Raw genomic sequence first — 19,174 nt, 5'->3', positions numbered from 1 at the left:
TGAGACTCCTTAAGTGTTGGCCATGGCAGCTTGACCCTGCTGCACGGCTTTGACGATGTTCTGGTAGCCGGTGCAGCGGCAGATGTTGCCTTCCAGCAGCTCGCGGATTTCGCCGGCCGATGCCTTGGGGTGGTGGGTGCACAGGTCGACCGCGCTCATCACCATGCCGGTGGTGCAGTAGCCGCATTGCAGGCCATGGCACTCTTTGAAGGCGGCTTGCATGGGGTGCAGGGTGCCGTCGGGCTTGGCCAGCCCTTCGATGGTGGTGATATCGGAGCCATTGGCCTGCGCTGCCAGCACATTGCAGGACTTGATGCTTCGCCCGTCCTTGATCACCGTGCAGGCACCGCACTGCGCGGTGTCACAGCCCACGTGGGTGCCGGTGAGGTGAAGGTGCTCGCGCAGCACCTGAACAAGCAATGTATGGGGGGGTACGTCCACCGTCGTGGGCTTGCCATTAACCTTGAGCTGAACCTGCATGGAATGTGTCTCCGTTATGGTTGGTAAGGGGTAGCGCAGCAAATTATTGAAGCCGCCCCTTCACCCGGCCCTAGGTAAAACCCTCGAACCCTTGCCAGCGGTGTCTGAAATTCTCAAAATGAAACACTTGCCAGGCCAAGCCCACTCCGGGCGACCGCAAGCCCCGGACCGGATGGCACCACCCCATGTTGCAAACCCTGATCGACGTTGCAGAGCAGCGCCTGCGCCACATCAGCACGGCACGCCAAGCCATGCTGCTGGAGGGTCGTGCCCTGCCCGCGCCCTTGTCGTCACCATGGATTGAACGCAGCTGGCGGCGCTGCCTGGACGATGGCCTGCGCCCCCAGGAACGCCTGAGTTTTGACATGGTTCCCAGGGCGGCGCTGCAGCGCATAGAAGAAGCCAACCAATCGCTGCTGAGTGCTGCACGCCCTCTGCTCGGGCGCTTGGGACAGGCCATTGCCGATACCCGCTACTTCGCCATCCTGACCAATGCAGACGGCGTGGTGGTGGATGTGAGCGGCAACATAGACCGCAGCGACCGCCGCGCTGATGTGATTGCCCGCGTGGGGGTGGACTTGTCGGAACGGCGGGTGGGCACTACAGCCATAGGCGCCGCCCTGAGCGAGATGCGCCCGGTGTGGCTGCACCGGGGCGAACATTTTTTTGATGACAACGCGGCCTACAGTTGCGCGGGTGCCCCGCTGTTCGGACCGGATGGCGCCTGCATCGGCATGCTGGATCTCACTGGCATTGACGCCATTGAGCGCCCCGAGCTGCGGCACCTCGTGGCGCGCACCGCCAGCAAGATTGAAAACGCCCTGGTACTGGCAAAACCGCACTGCCTGCTGCTGCGCCTGAACTGGCCCGGCAACAGCCTGGGCGGCGATGGCGACGGCATGTTGTGTCTGGATGGTGACGGTTGGGTGACTGCGGCCAACACCACCGCCAGCACCATGCTGGCCGGGCTGCAGCGCAGCCATGGCGAGACGGTGCATGCCAACGATTTGTTCGGCCTGCCCTACCAGGCCTTGTTTGATGCGGCAAAACGCCAGGAGCCGCTACCCGATGTACCCCTGTGGAGCGGCTTGCACATCCAGGTGCTGGCGATTCACAGCGCCAACGAGGCACTGGCCGTGCCTGCAACAGGCCGGCCTGCAGGCACGTCCGCGGTGCCACTGAAAGACATGGAAACAGCCCTGATCCGCAGAACCGTGGAGCAGTGCAGGGGCAATGTGTCGGAGGCGGCCAAGACACTGGGCATCAGCCGAGCTACCGTCTACCGCAAACTGGGCCGCCAAGCGTAAGTGCTTCAGGCGCCTACGTTGCGCATCCAGTCGGCCGTCTGGAAAAACGAGGTCTTGAGCCGCTCGCGCAGCACCGGGTCTATGCCCGTGTCACCCATGGACTGGTCCATGCAGGCCAGCCACTGATCGCGCTCCAGAATGCCGATCTTGAACGGCATGTGCCGCGCCCGCAGCCTTGGGTGGCCGAAGCGCTCCACAAAGTAATCGGGCCCGCCCATCCAGCCGCACAGAAACCAGAACAGGTGGTCGCGCGCCTTGTCCAGCGAGCTGCCGTGGGCCGCGCGCAAGGCGGCGTATCCGGGCTCCAGGTCCATCAGGTCGTAAAAGCGGTCCACCATGCTGCGGATCACGGGCTCGCCCCCTATCCATTCAAACGGGGTTTTGGCGTTGGGTTCTTGAATCTGCATGCTTTATTACAAAAAGTGCCGCTGGCGCCCATGGAATGAGCGCGAGCAGCTATCAAAATCAGAGCAATCAGCTCGCGGCGCGGCGCAGGGTTTCGACCACCGGGCGGCGCAGCACATCGCGCAGCCCCCACCATCCGGCGGCCAGCGCCAGCACGGCACCTGCAAAGGCGCCTACCAGCGGCACCCAGAGCTGCACGGTCCAGTCAAATTCAAACACGTAGCGCGCCAAGGCCCAACCCACTGCTGCTGCCACGATGGAGGCCAGAAAGCCCGCCAACAAGCCCACGCCTGCAAGCTCAGTCCGCTGTACCTGGCGCAGCAGGCTGCTGCCCGCGCCCACGGCCCGCATGATGGCGAACTCACGCGCGCGGTCTTCACGGGTGGCCGTCACTGCGGCAAACAGCACCACCAGCCCTGCCGCCAGCGTGAAGCCGAACAAGAACTCCACCGCACGAATCACCTGGTCCAACACGCGCTGCACCTGGTTGATGGTGCTGGTCATGTCCACATTGGTGATGTTGGGGAATTCGCGCACCAGCGCGTTATCGAACCCCTTGGTCTCTGGCGCCTTGAAGGCACCCATGTAGGTGCTGGGCACATCCTTGAGCGTGCTCACCGGAAACATCACGAAGAAGTTGGCGCGCATGGAGCCCCAGTCCACCTTGCGTAGCGAGGTGATCTTGGCTTCGGTCTGTACCCCGCCGATGTCAAAGCGCAGGCTATCGCCCAGCTTCAGGTTCAAGGTCTTGGCAATGCCCTCTTCTACGCTGATGGCACCGGCCTCTTCTTCGGTCCATTGGCCGCCCACAATGATGTTGTGCTGCGGGTTCTTGGCGCTGTGGGAAATGTTGAACTCGCGGTCCACCAGGCGCTTGGCACGGTCCTCGGTGTAGTCGTCGGGTGATACGGCCTTGTCATTCACCGCCACCAGCCGGCCGCGAATCATGGGGTACCAGTCGAACTTGGCCACGCCCTTGTCGGTCAGGGCTTTCTGGAAGGCATCGGACTGCTCAGGCATCACGTTGATCACAAAGCGGTTGGGCGCATCCGGCGGCGTGGCCTTGCGCCAGCTGCTGATGAGGTCAGTGCGCAAAAGCACCAACAGCACCAGCGCCAACAGGCCCACCGACAATGCACTCACCTGCACCACGGTGTAGGCAGGCCGCGCAGAAATCTGCCGGGTCGCCAGCACCAGCCAGCGCGGGGCGGTGGTCTCATTGACGCTCTTGCGCAGTAGCTTCACCGCTACCCAGCTGAGCGAGGCAAACACCAGCACCGCTCCGGCAAAGCCGCCCACGGCAATCAGGCCCAACGTCAGGTCGCTGCTCACGGTGAGGAGCAACGCCGCAAAGCCGGCCACGCCCACGGCCAGCACACCCAATGATGCAGGGCGCAGGTTGCCCACATCGCGGCGGATCACGCGCAGCGCAGGAACCTGGGCCAGCTGCAACACGGGCGGCAGGCCAAAGGCCATGAGCAGCGTGAGGCCCATGCCCACGCCCAACAGTGCAGGCCAGATCGATGCTGCCGGCAAAGCCGCATCTACCAGACCCGCCAACAAAGCCACGAACAGGTAATGCACCCCGAAGCCCACCGCCACGCCCAAGAGGCTGGCAAACAGGCCGACCAGCGCGAACTCAAAGGCATAGGCGCTGGCGATGGTGCGCTGGGAGAGGCCCAACACGCGCAGCATGGCGCAGTCATCCAAATGGTTGGCCGCAAAGGCCCGCGCGGCCAAGGCCACCGCCACGGCGCTGAGCAAAGCTGCCAGCAGGGCCACGAGACTCAAGAACTTGTTGGCGCGGTCCAGCGTCTGGCTCATCTCGGGGCGGCCGCTTTGCAGCGACTCCACCCGCACGCCACGCACGTTGCTTTTGACCTGGGCATCTGCCCATTGCACATAGGTTTTGACGGCCGCTTCCGGGCCGGCCACCGCCATGCGGTAACTCAGACGACTGGCGGGTTGAATCAGCCCGGTGGCCGCAATGTCCGCCTCGTTGAGCATGACGCGGGGCGCGAAGTTCATGAAGCCGCCGCCACGGTCGGGCTCAATCACCAGAATGGCGCTCACCTTGAGCTGCACATCACCCAGCAGAATCGGGTCCCCCACCTGGATGCCGATGGCGTCCAGCAAGGCGGCATCCACCCAAGCCTGCCCGGGAGCAGGAATGTCTTTCGTCGGGGTGTCGGGGGTGTCAGGTGCCGGGCTGATGCGCAAGATGCCGCGCAGCGGGTAGCCGGCCTCTACCGTTTTGAGCGCCACCAGCTTGGCCGCCCCGCCCTGCGCGTCACTGGCGCGGGCCATGGTGGGGAAGCCCAGGGTGTGCACCACCTGCAAGCCGAGGGCGCGGGCACGCTCCTCAAAAGCAGCTGGTGGCTTGTTGTCGCTGGAGATGACGGCATCGCCCCCCAGCAGCTGGCGCGCATCGCGCTGCAAGCCGCCCTGCAGCCGGTCGGCAAAAAAGCCCACCGCGGTCAGTGCGGCCACGGCCAAGGTGACCGCCAGGATGAGCAAACGCAGCTCGCCGGAGCGCACATCGCGCCACAAGGTGCGCCAACCCAGGCGCCAGAAAGAAAGGTTCATACCGTAACCTTATCAGCTTGGCAAAAGCCACAAACAATGCGGGTGAGGTTTCTGCGGTGCCTCATGCGGTCACGCACGTTGCCCACTACCCATTGGTCATGACGCGGATAACGAAGTCATTAGGGCAAGCTTTTTGCACACCTGAACCCGATGTAGACAACCGCAGTTGAGGCCGGTTTGGTTTGTAAATGATCGCTATGCATCTGGGGCGCCCCGTACCACCATGACCCGCCGCGCGTCGGGCGATCGGTATCTGCGGCAGGGGACTTGCCGTCATCGGTCCACTCCCAGACATTGCCGCCCATGTCCCATAAGCCATTGACGCCAGCTCGCGTACTGCCAACCAAGACATGACCGCTACCTCGGGAAGTGACCAAGCCACCGGAATAGGCTGCAAGCGTATTGGTGGTCCCGCAATCTCCCAGGCAGTTGGCACCTTCAGGACTGATTCCGGTTGGGTACGGGTAGCGCACATCTTTCACAAAACCAGCAGGTGGCGCGGCCCGTCGTTCTGTGTAGGCTGCCTCCATCCATTCGGAATCATGGGGAAGCCGTTTTCCTGCCCACTGGCAATACGCTTTGGCTTCGTGGAACGTGATGTGTACCGCGGGTTCTCTGTCGTTTGCAGGAACGCCGTAAGGACTGCGCCAAGTCCACCCTTTGCGTTGCACCCAACCACCCTCATAGGTGCTACCTCCCCCGGCTCTTTCGGCAGTGGTCACGACGCCGGTCGCCTGAACGTAGCGCCCAAACTGCGCGATGCTCACTTCGCTACGGTCCATCGAAAAACCTCTGATGACCTGCATGTCATCGTTCGCCGCCCTGGCCATCGAAAAGACCGACATCCAAAGCAGTGTGAGCAGCAATAGATTTTTCATAGCGGCAATTCTGGAGTCAGTCCAATAACCCGATCATTTGTGGTGGCGAGCAAAAAATAGAGGCTTGGTGTTTATCCCCACCAAAAAGCTCCGGGCAAATTTGGTAAGTGGGCATTCCGACAACCCAACGAGCGCACGTCACGTGTGTCTGCTTTAAGACGCAGAAATTTCAGCGACGGAATTCCGATTTGGGTCGACAGCCGTCAGCTGAGCCCCTCAAACTTTCAACTCAGCACCTCGTGTAACGCTGCCCAATGAGAGAAAGTGACCGCGTTAGATCACGCCGTCAAACATCATCACACTGACCAGATCGCCCACTGCTACGTTGCCCTGCTCATGCCCCAGCACGATGAGGCCGTTGGCCTGCACCATGGAGCTGAGAACGCCCGAGCCCTGGTTGCCGGTAGTGCGCACCTGCAGCTGCCCGTCGGGGGCGACGGTGACAATGCCACGCTGGTATTCGGTGCGGCCGGCTTTCTTGCGCATGGGTTCCTGGCTGTGGGCCTGTAGCAAAGGTAGCGGCTTGGGGGTAGCACCCATCATCTTGAGCAGCGCGGGGCGTACCAGTGACAGGAAAGTCACCATTACCGCCACCGGATTACCCGGCAGTCCAAACAGCACGGTGGTGCCGATGCGGCCCAGGGCAAAGGGCCGGCCGGGCCGCATGGCGATGCGCCAGAAGGCTACATCGCCCAGCTTGGCCATCATGCCTTTGGTGAAGTCGGCCTCCCCCACGCTCACGCCGCCGCTGCTGATGATCACATCGGCCTGTGCTGCCGCGCTGCGGAATGCATCTTCGAGCGCAATTGGCTCGTCGCGCACCACGCCAAGCTCGATCACTTCGCAGCCCAGGCGCTCCAGCAAGCTGGTCACGGTGTAGCGGTTGCTGTCAAACACGGCGCCCTCGCGCAGCGGCTCGCCGGGGGACATGACCTCGTCGCCGGTGGACATGTAAGCCACTTTCAGCCGACGCAGCACCGGCAAGGTTTGCAGGCCCAAACTGGCCGCCAGCCCAATGGATGCAGGCGCGAGCAGCTCTCCTTTTGATAGCGCAACGCCGCCGAGCTGCAGGTCTTCGCCGCGCAGGCGGCGGTTGTCGCCGGCACGCAAGCGGTCGGCGGGGATGTGAACCTGATCACCTGCTACGGTGGTCATTTCATGGGGCACCACGGTGTCCAGCCCTGCGGGCAGGATGGCACCCGTCATGACCTTGAGGCATTCGCCAGCCTGAACGCTACCCGCCCAGGCTTTGCCAGCGAGTGCGGTGCCGGCGATGCGCAGCGTGATAGCGCTATTGCCTGCAAGCGCCGCGCCATTGAAGGCAAAGCCGTCCATGGCCGAGTTGTCGTGCGCGGGCACGGCCATGTTGGAAATCAAATCTTCAGCCAACACTCGGCCCAAGCACTGGCGCAGCGGCAGCAACTCGGCGCCCTGTACGGGCGCCACCAGGCGGTCAATAAAGGTGTTGGCATCTGCCATGCGCAGAGCCTGCGGGTCGTAACCCTGTAGGGAGCGGGCAATGTCGTCCAGCGTTTTCATCAGGATTCGAGCTGGCGCAATTCGTCCAGCGTGTTGGCATTGGCAAAGGCGCGCGGGTCATCACCCAGCGCATCAAAAGGAACTTGCACCAACCGCAAGCCAGCTGTCCAGGCATCCACCTTGCGGCCACCAGCAGCCAAAAAGGCGTGCAGACCGGGGGCTACGGCGGTGCTCATCAAGCAAAAAACCGGCTGGCTGCGCAGGGCCATTTGCCCATCGCGCCCGGCCTCGGGGGCCATGACCACGGACATATCGGCATCGGCTTTCAACAGTGCTGCCAACAGACGCTGCGCCAAGTCCAGCGGGAACAGCGGGCTGTCGCAAGGCACCGTGAGCATGAGCGCAGTGCTACAAACGTCTAGCCCCGCCTGAAAGCCGGCCAGTGGGCCTGCAAACTCGGCATCGCGGTCCGGCACCACCTGCACGCGCCCGGACCCGAAGGTGGCCTCACCCATGTCGAGGTACACCCCGGGGTTGCGGTTGGCGTTCACGATGGCGCCCGCCAAAGCTCCACCGTATGGCCCACCCTGCTGGGTGGCCAGGCGCTGCAAGGCGTGCTGGGCCATGGGCACGCCATGCAAGGGTTGCAGCCCTTTGTCCACCCCGCCCATGCGCATGCCGCGCCCGCCTGCGAGCACCAGAGCGGTGATGTCAGACAGCGTCAAAGCGGAGGCGTGGTCCACCGGGGCAGATTCAGTTTTTGGCATTCGGGAAGAAAAGTTGTTCACCCCCGATTTTGTAGCCAGCAATGACGCCTTGGCCGGCTGCCGACGTCACCCAATCGACAAATTTCGCCGCGCCGGTGATGTTGACGTGCGGATGCTTGGCGGGGTTGACCGGCAACACACCGTACTGGTTGAAGAGTTGCTTGTCGCCCTCCACCAGCACCACGAGATCGGCGCGGTTCTTGAAGTTGAGCCAAGTGCCACGGTCGGTGAGCACATAGCCCGCTGTGGACGCAGCAATATTCAAGGCCGGGCCCATGCCGCAACCGCATTCGCGGTAACCGGCGAACTTGGGTGCCTCGGTGCCTATGGCTTTCCAGTAGCGCAGCTCGGCGGCATGGGTGCCACTACGGTCGCCGCGGGAGATAAAGCTCGCGGGCGATGCAGCGAGCTTTTTGAACGCAGCCAGAATATCCTTGCCACGCACACCCACCGGATCTGCTGCAGGCCCCACCAGCACAAAGTCGTTGTACATGACGGGCAGGCGCTTGGTGGCAAACCCCTCTTGCACCAGCTTTTCTTCAGCCACCTGGTCGTGCACGAAGAGCACATCCGCGTCACCACGGCGGCCCATATCGATGGCCTGGCCGGTACCCACGGCGACCACTTTCACATCCACCCCGGTGGCTGCCTTGAAGGCAGGCAACAGGTGGGCAAACAGGCCAGACTGCTCGGTAGAGGTGGTGGAAGCCATCACCAAGGCCTGGGCGTGCACCGCACTGCTTGCTACCAAAACAATAGCTGCCAGCGCAGAACGCACGGGCGCCAGGGCACCAAAAGACATCAAATTTCTCATGTAACTCCCTCTCCTTTTACAAAACTGGCGGCGTCGGCAGAACGGGTCTGCAATACGGAATGATCAAAAAACTCATGCACCGGTAGATCCACCAACAGGCGCCCCTGCTCCAGATAGACCACCCGCGTGGCCAGGCGCTTGACCTGGCCGAGGTTGTGGCTGGCAAACACCATAGTGCCTGCAAAGTCCTGCACGGTGGCTTCCACCAGGCGTTTGGAATGCGGGTCCAGGCTGGCGGTGGGCTCGTCCAGCAACAGCAGCTCGGGCTTCAGGGCCAGGGCGCGTGCCAGTGCTACCCGCTGCGTTTGGCCGACCGAGAGCTGGCGCCCGCGCCGTTGGGCTACGTCGTCCAGCCCGGCATCGCCCAACACCTGCATCGCGCGGCCGCGGGCCTGTTGCCAGGGAGTGCCTTGCAGCCAGAGGCCCAAGGCCAAGTTGTTTTGCACGGTCAAGCGCAATAACACGGGGCGCTGAAACAGCATGGCCTGGCGCAAAGCGGCATCCAACACAAGCTGGCCGGATACCGGCTGTTGCAAACCGTGAATGACCCGCAGCAGCGTGGACTTGCCACTGCCGTTGGCCCCTACCAGCGCCACCCGCTCGCCCGCTTGGATGCTGATACTCACTCCATCCAGCGCCAACGGCGCACCGTGGCGCGGGGTGAGCGCTACCGATACCTTGTTCAGACTGATCAGGCTTGAAGCGCTCATGCGCGCGTCCCTGCGGAAGGGGGGGCAGCCACCGGCACGGCCGCATCCACCTTTTGCAGCCAAGCCCGCAGACCGGCCAACAGCAACTGCAAAAGCAAGACCACGCCCAGCAGCACCAGCCCCAAGCCCATGGCCAGTGGCAGGTCGCCCTTGCTGGTTTCCAGCGCGATGGCGGTGGTCATCACCCGGGTGAAACCGTCCATATTGCCGCCCACCAGCATGACAGCGCCCACCTCGGCAATGGCGCGCCCGAAGGCAGCCAAGGCCACGGTCAATAAAGCGCTGCGCTCATCCCAAGCGAGCAACAAACCGCGCAGGCGCGGACCGGCGCCCAGGGACCGAAGCTGCTCGCCATGGGCGGCATCAGCGTCTTCCACCACCTGGCGCACCAGCGCAATCACTATGGGTAAAACCAGCACTGTCTGCGCCAGCAACATGGCTTTGAAAGAATAGAGCCAGCCCAGAAAGCCCAGCGGCCCGGAACGGGACAAGAGCAGGTAAACGCCCAACCCCACCACCACGGAGGGCAAGGAAAGCAGGGTGTTGAGCACCGCCAGCACCAGCCCGCGGCCGGGAAAGCGGCTCACTGCCAGCCACGCCCCCAGCACAGTACCCAGCACAAAAGCCAACGCACTGGCGGCCGCACTCAAGGCCAGGGAACGCCAGACGATGGACCAGAGCACCGGGTCCGCATCTGCAATCAGCCGCACAGCGGCCAGCCCGCTTTCCCCCAAAGAACTCAAACGCCAACCTCTGCGGGTTCAGCCTGAGAAGCAGGTTCCAGCTGCAAGCGGTGCGCACCGCTGAAGCACAAAAATCGGGTATTCAGGGCGCGGCCGATGGCGCACAGCCCGAGGTCGGTGGCGACAGCGTGGCCCATTTGCGTCATGCCGCTGCGGGAGATGACCACGGCCACGCCCATCTGGGCGGCCTTCATCACCATTTCGCTCGTCAAACGACCGGTGGTGTAGAAGACCAAGCCATTCACGTCCAGCGGCTCCGAGGCCAGGGCTTGCAAGGCCATCCAGCCGGCGATGGTGTCGATGGCATTGTGGCGACCCACATCTTCCACAAACAGCAATCGCTCGCTGCCACGGAACAGCGCACAACCGTGCACCGAACCGGCAGACTTGTAAGTGCTGTCTTGCAGGCGAATGGTATTGACGATGGCATAGACCTGCGCTTGGGTGACCACCGTGGGCGGCAGGGCAATGCCTTCGATATGTGCCATGACCTCGCCGAACAGGCTGCCCTGCCCGCAACCGGTGGTGACCACCCGCTTGGCGGTTTTGGCTTCCACATCCACGATGCCGGTCAGCGTTTTGACGGCGGCAGCGCCCACTTCCCAATCGACGGTGATGGAATCGATGGCCGCCGCATCCGGCACCAGGCGCTGATTAATCAGGTAGCCCAACACCAGCCACTCAGGGCGCTCGCCCAAGGTCATCAAGGTGACCAGCTCCCGTTTGTCCACATACACGGTGAGCGGACGCTCGGCCGGTATGTCAAGCGACTGGCGCTCGCCATGCTGGTTCACCACCTCGATGCTGTGCGTCAGAGGCGCACGCGCTTCTGTGAGGTAGGGGATGGCAGTCATGGGCATCGCTCAGGTTATGGGATTACGCAGCCGCTGGTGCAGGGTTGGTCCCGTAGCCGCTGACTGCAGCTGGCTTGCCACCGCGGCGGATGGCCACTGCGCAGTACTTGAACTCCGGAATTTTGCCGAAGGGGTCCAGCGCAGCATTGGTCATCAGGTTGGCCGCGGCTTCGTAATAGGCGAAGGGCACGAACACTGCACCACGGGGTGTACCGTCGTCACGCCGCACGTGGATGGCCACGTTGCCACGGCGCGAAGCGATGGTAATGACATCACCCGCTTGCAAAGACATGGCTTGCATGTCGTCCCCGCACATGGAGGCGGTGGCCATGGGCTCGATAGCGTCGAGCACCGTGGCGCGGCGCGTCATGCTGCCGGTGTGCCAGTGTTCCAACTGACGGCCGGTGATCAGCACAAACGGGTACTCCGCATCCGGACGCTCATTGGCCGGAATGATGTCCGCAGGCACCAGGTGCACGCGGCCGTCATCGGTGGCGAATTTCTCGATGAACACGGTAGGCGCGCCGGGGTCTTCCGCGGTCAAGCAAGGGTAAGTCACGCTGGATTCGCGCTGCAGGCGTTCCCAGGTGATGCCGGAGATGGCGGCATGCATGGCCTGGCGCATTTCTTCGTACACGGCAGCCACGCCATCGCTTTCGCCGGCGTAGTTCCAATTCAGGCCCATGCCCTTGGCAATCTGCTGCAGGATCCACAGGTCAGGCTTGGCCTGGCCGGGCGGGTTCACCGCCTTTTTGCCCAGTTGCACCATACGGTCGGTGTTGCTGACGGTGCCGTCTTTTTCAGGCCAGGCGGTCGCAGGCAAAACCACGTCGGCCAGCCAAGCGGTTTCGGTCATGAAAATGTCCTGCACCACCATGTGCTCCAGAGACGCGAGCGCGTGGCGTGCATGGTTCAGGTCAGGATCGCTCATGGCGGGGTTCTCACCCATGATGTACATGCCGCGCACCTTGTGCGGGTCGCTGTCATCGGCCAAGGCCTTGTGCATGATTTCCACCACGGTGTAGCCGGGCTGGTCGTCGAGCTTGGTATTCCAGAAGTCCTCAAACCAGGCGTGGGCTGCCTTGTTGGTGACGCGCTGGTAGTTCGGGAACATCATGGGGATCAGGCCCGCATCGGATGCGCCCTGCACGTTGTTCTGGCCGCGCAGCGGGTGCAAACCGGAGCCGGGCTTGCCGATCTGGCCGGTCACGGTGACCAGCGCGATCAGGCAGCGTGCGTTATCGGTCCCGTGCACGTGCTGGCTTACGCCCATGCCCCACAGAATCATGGTGCCCTTGGCCTTGGCAAATTCACGGGCCACTTCGCGCAGGGTTTGCGCAGGCACGCCGCAAATGGGCTCCATGGCTTCGGGGCTGTAGCCCTTGACGTTCTCTCGAAGTGCTTCGTAGTTGCTTGAGCGCTTGGCAATGAAGTCTTGGTCTGCCAAGCCTTCTTCAATCACCACATGGATCAATGCATTGAGCATGGCCACGTCGGTATCGGGCTTGAACTGCAGAGTGCGCCAGGCGTGCTTGCCGATGTCGGTGATGCGCGGGTCTGCCAACACAATCTTGGCGCCCTTCTTGGACGCGTTTTTCATCCAGGTCGCAGCCACCGGATGGTTGGCCGTGGGGTTGGAGCCGATCACAAAGATCAGGTCCGAGTGCTCCACGTCATTAACCTGGTTACTCACCGCGCCGGAGCCCACGCCTTCGAGCAGCGCCGCCACGCTGGAGGCGTGGCACAGGCGAGTGCAATGGTCGACGTTGTTGCTGCCAAAGCCGGTGCGCACCAGCTTCTGGAACAAATAAGCCTCTTCGTTGCTGCCCTTGGCAGAACCGAAACCAGCCAACGCCTTGTTACCGTAGGTGTCGCGCAGGCCGCGCAACTTGCCGGTCGACAAGGCAAGAGCTTCTTCCCAAGTCGCTTCACGGAACACCTCAGACCAGTCGGAAGAATCGCGATTCAGCTTGTTGAGCATCTCGGGATCTTTGGAGACGCCAGGCCGGCGAATCAGAGGCACAGTCAAGCGCTGGGGGCTGTGCGCGTAGTCGAAGCCGAAGCGGCCCTTCACGCACAAGCGGTTGTGGTTGGCCGGGCCATCGCGCCCTTCCACACTCACGATGACGTCGTCTTTCACGTTGTAAGTCAACAAGCAGCCCACGCCACAGAACGGGCATACCGAGTCGACTTTTTTGTCGACCACTTGGGTGCCGATGTGCGACTTGGGCATCAACGCGCCGGTCGGGCAAGCCTGCACGCATTCACCACAGGCCACGCAGGTGCTGTCAGCCATGGGGTCGTTCAGGTCGAACACGATCTCTGCATGGGCGCCGCGATTGGCGTAGCCGATCACGTCATTCACTTGGCTCTCGCGGCAGGCGCGCACACAGCGGTTGCACTGGATACAGGCGTCCAGATTGACGGCCATGGCGGGGTGAGACACATCCGCCTTGGGTTGCTCGCGTCGCAAGGCTTTGAGTTCGGGGCGCACAGACACATCCATGCGCGCAGCCCAGCCGCTCAGCTCGCCGTGCTGTTGCGATGCATCAGGGGTGGCAGCCGCCGAATCATTCCACTTGTAGCCCTCATCCGGCATGTCGGAGAGCAGCATTTCCAGCACCATCTTCTGGCTTTTGACAGCGCGCTCACTCTTGGCCTGCACTTCCATACCTGCGGTGGCACTGCGGCAGCAGCTGGGGGCCAGCGTGCGCTCGCCCTTGATCTCCACCACGCAGGCGCGGCAGTTGCCGTCGGCGCGCAGGCCATCCTTGTAGCAAAGGTGGGGAATGTCTATGCCATGGCGCTTGGCGGCCTTGAGAATGCTTTCGCCCTCGAAGGCAACGACGGTTTGCTGGTCCAGCTTGAATTCAACGGTTTGCGGCATGACTTCCGCAGGCTTGGCAATGGCATTCATGTCAGGACACCTCGTGGGCAAAATATTTTTGAACGCAACGCACCGGGTTCGGGGCCGCCTGGCCAAGACCGCAGATGGAAGCATCAGTCATCACCACGTTCAAGTCTTCCAGTGTGGTGTGGTCCCACACGGGCGATTCCATCAGCGTAGCGGCCTTGGCCGTGCCTACGCGGCAGGGCGTGCATTGACCACAACTCTCGTGGGCATAAAAACGCATCATGTTCAAAGCGGCATCGCGCGCCTTGTCGTGTTGACTCAGTACGATGACCGCAGCCGATCCGATGAAGCCGCCATGCGGCTGCAAGGTGTCAAAGTCAAGCGGCACATGCGACAAGCTGGCCGGAAAAATACCACCGGACGCGCCGCCCGGCAGATAGGCATACAGGTTGTGCCCGTCGAGCATGCCGCCGCAGTATTCGTCCACCAGCTCAGCCACCGAAATACCGGCAGGCGCCAGCTTCACGCCGGGGAACTTGACGCGACCGCTGACGCTGAATGAGCGCAGGCCCTTGCGACCGTTGCGGCCGAAACTGCTGAACCAGGAGGCGCCCTTTTCCACAATGTCTCGCACCCAATAAAGGGTCTCGAAGTTGTGCTCCAGAGTGGGGCGACCGAACAGGCCCACCTGGGCGATATAAGGCGGGCGCATGCGGGGCTCGCCGCGCTTGCCCTCGATGCTTTCGATCATGGCGGACTCTTCGCCGCAAATGTAGGCACCCGCGCCACGACGCAGTTCAATGACGGGCAAGGGGCAAGGCGGGTTGGCCTGCAGCTTGGCGATCTCGGTTTCCAGAATGGCACGGCAGCCGTGGTACTCGTCCCGCAGGTAGATGTAGCAGGCGGTCGTGCCGACCACTTGGGCCGCCACCAACAGGCCTTCCAGGAAGCGGTGCGGATCGCGCTCGAGGTAGGTACGGTCTTTAAACGTGCCGGGCTCACCTTCGTCAATGTTCACGGCCATCAGGCGGGGGGCAGGCTGATCGCGAACGATGCGCCACTTGCGCCCGGCCGGAAAACCGGCGCCACCCAGACCACGCAGGCCGGAATCTTCCATGGCCTTGATGACGGATTCGGCATCCTGTGTGCCTTGGCTCAGGGCGGCGGCCAGCGCGTAGCCTCCCTTGGCCTTGTAGGTGTCGTATCCGGTGTAGCCGGGGGCTACTTCCACCGCATGGGGTTCCGGGGACACGGCGCGTTCCGCATAGGCGGACGCTATAAATTCCGTAGCTTGTGTCGCAGAGGGGTGGCCGCCTTTGGCGTCTTTCACCAGCTGCGCAATGGACTCCACGGTCGCCCGGGGCACAGGGTGCTGATGCACGACTGCGGCAGGCGCCTGTTCGCAACGGCCGATACACGGCGCGGGAATCACGCGAACATCTTCATTTCCCAATAGGGAGGGCAGGCGCGCAAGCAGATCCTTGGCGCCGGCCATCTCACAACTCAAACCATCGCACACCCGCACAGTCAACTGCGGCACGGTCTCGTCACCCCGCACCACTTCAAAGTGGTGGTAGAAGGTGGCGACCTCGTACACCTCAGCCATGGGAATGTTCATCTCCTTGGCCAGGGCCACCAGATGCCTGTCGTGCAGGCAACGGTAGGCGTCGTTGAGCTTGTGCAGGTGTTCAATCAACAGGTCACGCCGGTGAGGCGCTGCGCCAATCAACGCCCGGACCTCCGCCACAGAAGCGTCATCGGCCTGACGACCTTTGAGTTTGCTTTTGCGACGAATGCGTTCCCGCATGTCTTCCACCGTGGCCAGTGCCACTGTGGTGGTCTGCGGAGCAAGGCTGGATGCTGTCATGGCGTTCCTGTTGATATTCTTGAAAAATTAAGCGAAGAACTTGGCGACGCTCTGCAGGGTGCGGTACACGCCCCATGCCAAAGGCAGGCCCACGGCCAACCAAGCGAATGCGACTACCCATGTCGGGATGGTGTCTGCGCCGCCGGTGCTGGAGCCCACTTCAGAGGCTGCAGCACGCTCGTGCGCCAGCTTCTTCTCTTCGGCCAGTTCGGCATCGGTCATGAACCACTTGTTGTCGAGCGGTTTCACAAGCAGGTTGCAGATCAAGCCCACTACCAGCATGCCCACCAGGATGTACATGGTCTGGTTGTAGACCTGCTCACGTGGCAAGCCCAGGCCCAGCTGGTATTCGCGCATGTAGTTCACCACCACAGGGCCCAACACACCGGCAGTAGCCCATGCGGTCAGCAAGCGACCGTGGATCGCGCCCACCATCTGGGTACCGAAGATGTCAGCCAGGTAAGCCGGCACAGTGGCAAAGCCTCCGCCGTACATACTCAAAATCACACAGAACGCACCCACAAAGAGCACGATGCTGCCCGCCGCCGCGCTGCCTGGCACGCTGAAGTACATCAGCCCACCCAGAACGAAGAACACGATGTAAGTCACCTTTCGGCCCATCTTGTCGGACAGGCTGGCCCAGAAGAAGCGGCCACCGATGTTGAACAAACTCAACAAAGCAGTGAAGCCGGCAGCCACTGCTGCGATGGCAGCCATTTGCTTCTTGGCAACATCCACTTGTGCGGCGTCTGTGGACTTGACGAGTGCATCGAGCTCGCTGAATTTGGCTTGCACACCGATCAGGGTACCGCCGAATACTTCCTGCAACATGGGAGATGCCATACCGATCACACCGATACCGGCGCTCACGTTCATGCACAACACCATCCAGATGAGCCAGAACTGGGGAATGCCCCACACCTTCTTCACGTGCACGTGCTTCTGGGTGATCATGGCATTGCTGGTTTGGGCAGGAGGAGGAGTCCAGCCTGCAGGCTTCCAGCCGGTTTCAGGAACGCGATAGCCGAATGCGCCGGCCATCATGAACACGAAGTAGATCAGCGCCATCACCACGAAGGTCTGCATCACGCCCACGTCGGTGGGAGTCGCGAAGTACTTCATAAGGTCAGCAGCCAAGGGGGAGCCGATCATGGCACCACCACCGAAGCCCATGATGGCCATGCCGGTAGCCATGCCACGACGGTCAGGGAACCACTTGATCAGGGTCGACACCGGAGAGATGTAGCCCAAGCCCAGACCGATACCACCGATCACGCCGGAGCCCAGAATCATCAGCCAGAACTGGTGGGTCTTGATGCCGATTGCAGAGATCAACATGCCACCGCACCAGCACACCGCCGACACCACACCGGCCTTGCGCGGACCGGCACGTTCCAACCAGCCACCCCAAGTGGCAGCGCTGGAGCCCAACAACACGAAGAACAGGGTGTACATCCAACCCAGCGTAGAAATCTGCCAGTCGCAGCTGGTAGTGAACAGCTGCCCCCAGAAACCTACGTCAGGTCCGCACTTGATGGCTTCCTTGATGCCCAAAGCTTTGGACAAAGGCAGCCAGAACACGGAAAAGCCATACGCCATGCCGATGCACAGGTGAATAGCGAGGGCGGCGGGCGGTACCAGCCAACGGTTAAAACCGGGACCGGCAATGATCCGTTCCTTGTCGAGTAGTCCAGACATATTGTCTCCTTAAGGATTTATATAAACACTGGCTCACCGCTGTCCAACGGGGCGGGCGAAGTGTCACAGGTCAAGCAGGATGAGTCCAATGGATTCATCACATGCATTGATTCAAAAACTAAATGCTGCAGTGCCGCATTCAGGGTTGGGTCTTGAAGGTATTCACCGCTTCGATCAGCGTGTGTGCCTGATCACGCATGCGCATGGCCGCAGCGGCGGCCTCTTCCACGAGCGCAGCGTTCTGCTGCGTCATCTGGTCGATCTCTGACACGCTGCGGTTCACGTTCTCAATGCCGGCCCGCTGCTCCTGGCTGGCGTGGGCAATGCCATCGATGTAGTGCACCACCTCGGCGATGGAGCCGGTAATCTGCTCCATGGACTGGCGCGTTTTTTCGACCAGCACGCTGCCGGCCGCGACACTGCTGACAGACGCACTGATCAGGTCTTTGATTTCGTGCGCTGCAGTGGAGGAGCGTTGTGCAAGGCTGCGAACTTCCGATGCCACTACTGCGAAACCGCGTCCTTGTTCTCCTGCACGCGCGGCCTCTACCGCAGCGTTCAGGGCGAGGATGTTGGTCTGGAAAGCAATGCCCTCAATCAGGGCAATGATGTCGTTGATCTTGTTGGCACTGGCCGATATCTGCCCCATGGTGCTCACCACGTCTTGCACCACGGCGCCTCCGCCACTGGCCACCGACGACACCGAGCTGACCAACTTATTGACTTGCGCCGCCTGCTCTGCGGTTTGGGCCACCGTAGTCGTGAGCTCGTGCACCGCTGACGCTGCGGAGTTCACTTCGCCTGCCTGTTTCTCGGTGCGGTTGGCCAGGTCCACATTGCCGTCAGCGATTTCGTTGGTGCCCATGGACACCACTTCAGATGCACTGCGCACCTTGCCGATCAAGGTGGTCAAGCCGACATTGATACTGTTGATGGCCATCAGCACCTGCCCGATGTCATCACTGCTGCCCACATGAATCTGGCGCGTCAGGTCACCAGAGGCCATGCGCTGCGACGCACTGCGTCCGGCCTTCAAGGGTGCCGCCACGTAGCGGTTCATCAGGGCGTAGGTAGTGACCCACAACAAAGCGATCATGAACAGGCCCATGCCTACTTCCGCCACACTGTCGAACTTGCCACTCAAGGCAAGAAAGATCACCTCGCCAAAGCCATAGACGGCGGAAATACGCCACGCCATCGAAGCCGAAAGACTCATGCCCGGTGAGGCAGTGATGTCCAGCCCCACGAACAAAACGCCGATCACCTGACCGCTGTTGTCACGGATTGGCTCGTAATGGGTGATGTATTGCTTGCCGAAAATGATGGCGTAGCCGACATGGGCGCGCCCCTGCATGACATCGGTGTAGGCAGACTGTGAGCGGTCCAGCGGGGTGCCCACGGCGCGTTCGCCGTCCAGTTTACGAACCGACGTGGTCACACGGATGAAATCGTCGCCGTCCCGTGCAAACACGGTGGCTACCATGCCTGTCTGTCCGGTAAAGCTATCGGGCAGTGCGAAATCCAGATTCAAAACCCGGGAGCCATTGCGCAAGGTACCGACGTTACGGCCTTGCACATTCACGCGCTGGGCCATGTCCAGTGTGAAGGCACCGTTCAATCCTGCGGCCAATTTGCGCGCGCCGTTGTCTACACGTCGCTGTAGCCCGGTGAAAAAGAGCATCGGTGTTGTTCTCCAAAACTGTAGGGGCTTTGCACATGGTAGGAAGCCCCT

The 19,174-nt window shown here is 62.0% G+C and carries 15 protein-coding genes; 1 reads left to right on the top strand and 14 read right to left on the bottom strand.

Going from position 1 to position 19,174, the window contains the following annotated elements; translation table 11 throughout:
* Positions 1-9 precede the first annotated feature (9 nt).
* Complete coding sequence (locus ACOAP0_RS14950; protein WP_087496678.1) at positions 10-480, bottom strand: (2Fe-2S)-binding protein; 471 nt, start codon at positions 478-480, stop codon at positions 10-12.
* A 185-nt stretch (positions 481-665) separates the two neighbouring features.
* Between ACOAP0_RS14950 and ACOAP0_RS14945 the strand changes: the two genes are divergently transcribed.
* Positions 666-1,787, top strand: a complete 1,122-nt coding sequence (locus tag ACOAP0_RS14945) for a helix-turn-helix domain-containing protein (protein WP_498377043.1) — start codon at positions 666-668, stop codon at positions 1,785-1,787.
* Positions 1,788-1,792: 5 nt separating this feature from the next.
* On the opposite strand, the gene ACOAP0_RS14940 is transcribed toward ACOAP0_RS14945, so the two are convergent.
* The 13 genes from ACOAP0_RS14940 to ACOAP0_RS14880 form a co-directional block, all read right to left on the bottom strand.
* Positions 1,793-2,194, bottom strand: coding sequence for a group II truncated hemoglobin (locus ACOAP0_RS14940; protein WP_481875205.1), 402 nt, complete (start codon positions 2,192-2,194; stop codon positions 1,793-1,795).
* 67 nt (positions 2,195-2,261) lie between these two features.
* Complete coding sequence (locus ACOAP0_RS14935) at positions 2,262-4,778, bottom strand: ABC transporter permease (protein WP_498377042.1); 2,517 nt, start codon at positions 4,776-4,778, stop codon at positions 2,262-2,264.
* Between the two features lie 119 nt (positions 4,779-4,897).
* Complete coding sequence (locus tag ACOAP0_RS14930) at positions 4,898-5,656, bottom strand: formylglycine-generating enzyme family protein (RefSeq protein WP_498377040.1); 759 nt, start codon at positions 5,654-5,656, stop codon at positions 4,898-4,900.
* 273 nt (positions 5,657-5,929) lie between these two features.
* Positions 5,930-7,195, bottom strand: coding sequence for a molybdopterin molybdotransferase MoeA (gene moeA, locus ACOAP0_RS14925; RefSeq protein WP_498377039.1), 1,266 nt, complete (start codon positions 7,193-7,195; stop codon positions 5,930-5,932).
* On the bottom strand, positions 7,195-7,902 hold the full coding sequence (gene mobA / locus ACOAP0_RS14920; protein WP_498377038.1) for a molybdenum cofactor guanylyltransferase MobA: 708 nt from the start codon (positions 7,900-7,902) through the stop codon (positions 7,195-7,197). The genes moeA and mobA overlap by 1 nt, the downstream gene beginning before the upstream one ends.
* A complete protein-coding gene (locus tag ACOAP0_RS14915) occupies positions 7,889-8,716 on the bottom strand; it encodes an ABC transporter substrate-binding protein (RefSeq protein ID WP_498377037.1) in 828 nt (275 codons plus the stop codon). The genes mobA and ACOAP0_RS14915 overlap by 14 nt, the downstream gene beginning before the upstream one ends.
* On the bottom strand, positions 8,713-9,426 hold the full coding sequence (locus ACOAP0_RS14910) for an ATP-binding cassette domain-containing protein (RefSeq protein ID WP_498377036.1): 714 nt from the start codon (positions 9,424-9,426) through the stop codon (positions 8,713-8,715). Before ACOAP0_RS14910 ends, ACOAP0_RS14915 begins: the two co-directional genes overlap by 4 nt.
* Positions 9,423-10,169, bottom strand: coding sequence for an ABC transporter permease (locus tag ACOAP0_RS14905; RefSeq protein WP_498377034.1), 747 nt, complete (start codon positions 10,167-10,169; stop codon positions 9,423-9,425). Before ACOAP0_RS14905 ends, ACOAP0_RS14910 begins: the two co-directional genes overlap by 4 nt.
* Positions 10,166-11,029: a formate dehydrogenase accessory sulfurtransferase FdhD gene (locus ACOAP0_RS14900; RefSeq protein ID WP_498377033.1), complete on the bottom strand. Its 864-nt coding sequence runs from the start codon at positions 11,027-11,029 to the stop codon at positions 10,166-10,168. Before ACOAP0_RS14900 ends, ACOAP0_RS14905 begins: the two co-directional genes overlap by 4 nt.
* A gap of 16 nt (positions 11,030-11,045) precedes the next feature.
* Positions 11,046-13,940 carry a formate dehydrogenase subunit alpha gene (gene fdhF / locus ACOAP0_RS14895; protein WP_498377032.1) on the bottom strand — a complete coding sequence of 965 codons (2,895 nt, stop codon included), beginning with the start codon at positions 13,938-13,940 and terminating at the stop codon, positions 11,046-11,048.
* Position 13,941: 1 nt separating this feature from the next.
* Entirely contained in the window at positions 13,942-15,744 is a 1,803-nt protein-coding gene (locus ACOAP0_RS14890; protein WP_498377031.1) for an NAD(P)H-dependent oxidoreductase subunit E, read from the bottom strand.
* Between the two features lie 27 nt (positions 15,745-15,771).
* Positions 15,772-17,442: an OFA family MFS transporter gene (locus ACOAP0_RS14885; protein ID WP_087496657.1), complete on the bottom strand. Its 1,671-nt coding sequence runs from the start codon at positions 17,440-17,442 to the stop codon at positions 15,772-15,774.
* Between the two features lie 139 nt (positions 17,443-17,581).
* The gene (locus tag ACOAP0_RS14880; protein ID WP_498377030.1) at positions 17,582-19,123 is read right to left on the bottom strand and encodes a methyl-accepting chemotaxis protein; all 1,542 of its coding nucleotides are present in this window, start codon (positions 19,121-19,123) and stop codon (positions 17,582-17,584) included.
* Between the last annotated feature and the right edge of the window lie 51 nt (positions 19,124-19,174).

This window comes from Curvibacter sp. Hmag1.1, from assembly GCF_059769165.1.
Note: the sequence above shows the minus strand (reverse complement) of the source record. Positions and strands in the feature narration are given on the sequence as shown.

Coding starts and splice junctions, on each gene's coding strand:
- ACOAP0_RS14940 (WP_481875205.1), bottom strand. CDS start 2,194: ATGCAGATTCAAGAACCCAACGCCAAAACCCCGTTTGAATGGATAGGG.
- ACOAP0_RS14945 (WP_498377043.1), top strand. CDS start 666: ATGTTGCAAACCCTGATCGACGTTGCAGAGCAGCGCCTGCGCCACATC.
- moeA (WP_498377039.1), bottom strand. CDS start 7,195: ATGAAAACGCTGGACGACATTGCCCGCTCCCTACAGGGTTACGACCCG.
- ACOAP0_RS14880 (WP_498377030.1), bottom strand. CDS start 19,123: ATGCTCTTTTTCACCGGGCTACAGCGACGTGTAGACAACGGCGCGCGC.
- ACOAP0_RS14950 (WP_087496678.1), bottom strand. CDS start 480: ATGCAGGTTCAGCTCAAGGTTAATGGCAAGCCCACGACGGTGGACGTA.
- mobA (WP_498377038.1), bottom strand. CDS start 7,902: ATGCCAAAAACTGAATCTGCCCCGGTGGACCACGCCTCCGCTTTGACG.
- ACOAP0_RS14910 (WP_498377036.1), bottom strand. CDS start 9,426: ATGAGCGCTTCAAGCCTGATCAGTCTGAACAAGGTATCGGTAGCGCTC.
- ACOAP0_RS14935 (WP_498377042.1), bottom strand. CDS start 4,778: ATGAACCTTTCTTTCTGGCGCCTGGGTTGGCGCACCTTGTGGCGCGAT.
- ACOAP0_RS14885 (WP_087496657.1), bottom strand. CDS start 17,442: ATGTCTGGACTACTCGACAAGGAACGGATCATTGCCGGTCCCGGTTTT.
- ACOAP0_RS14930 (WP_498377040.1), bottom strand. CDS start 5,656: ATGAAAAATCTATTGCTGCTCACACTGCTTTGGATGTCGGTCTTTTCG.
- fdhF (WP_498377032.1), bottom strand. CDS start 13,940: ATGAATGCCATTGCCAAGCCTGCGGAAGTCATGCCGCAAACCGTTGAA.
- ACOAP0_RS14915 (WP_498377037.1), bottom strand. CDS start 8,716: ATGAGAAATTTGATGTCTTTTGGTGCCCTGGCGCCCGTGCGTTCTGCG.
- ACOAP0_RS14890 (WP_498377031.1), bottom strand. CDS start 15,744: ATGACAGCATCCAGCCTTGCTCCGCAGACCACCACAGTGGCACTGGCC.
- ACOAP0_RS14900 (WP_498377033.1), bottom strand. CDS start 11,029: ATGCCCATGACTGCCATCCCCTACCTCACAGAAGCGCGTGCGCCTCTG.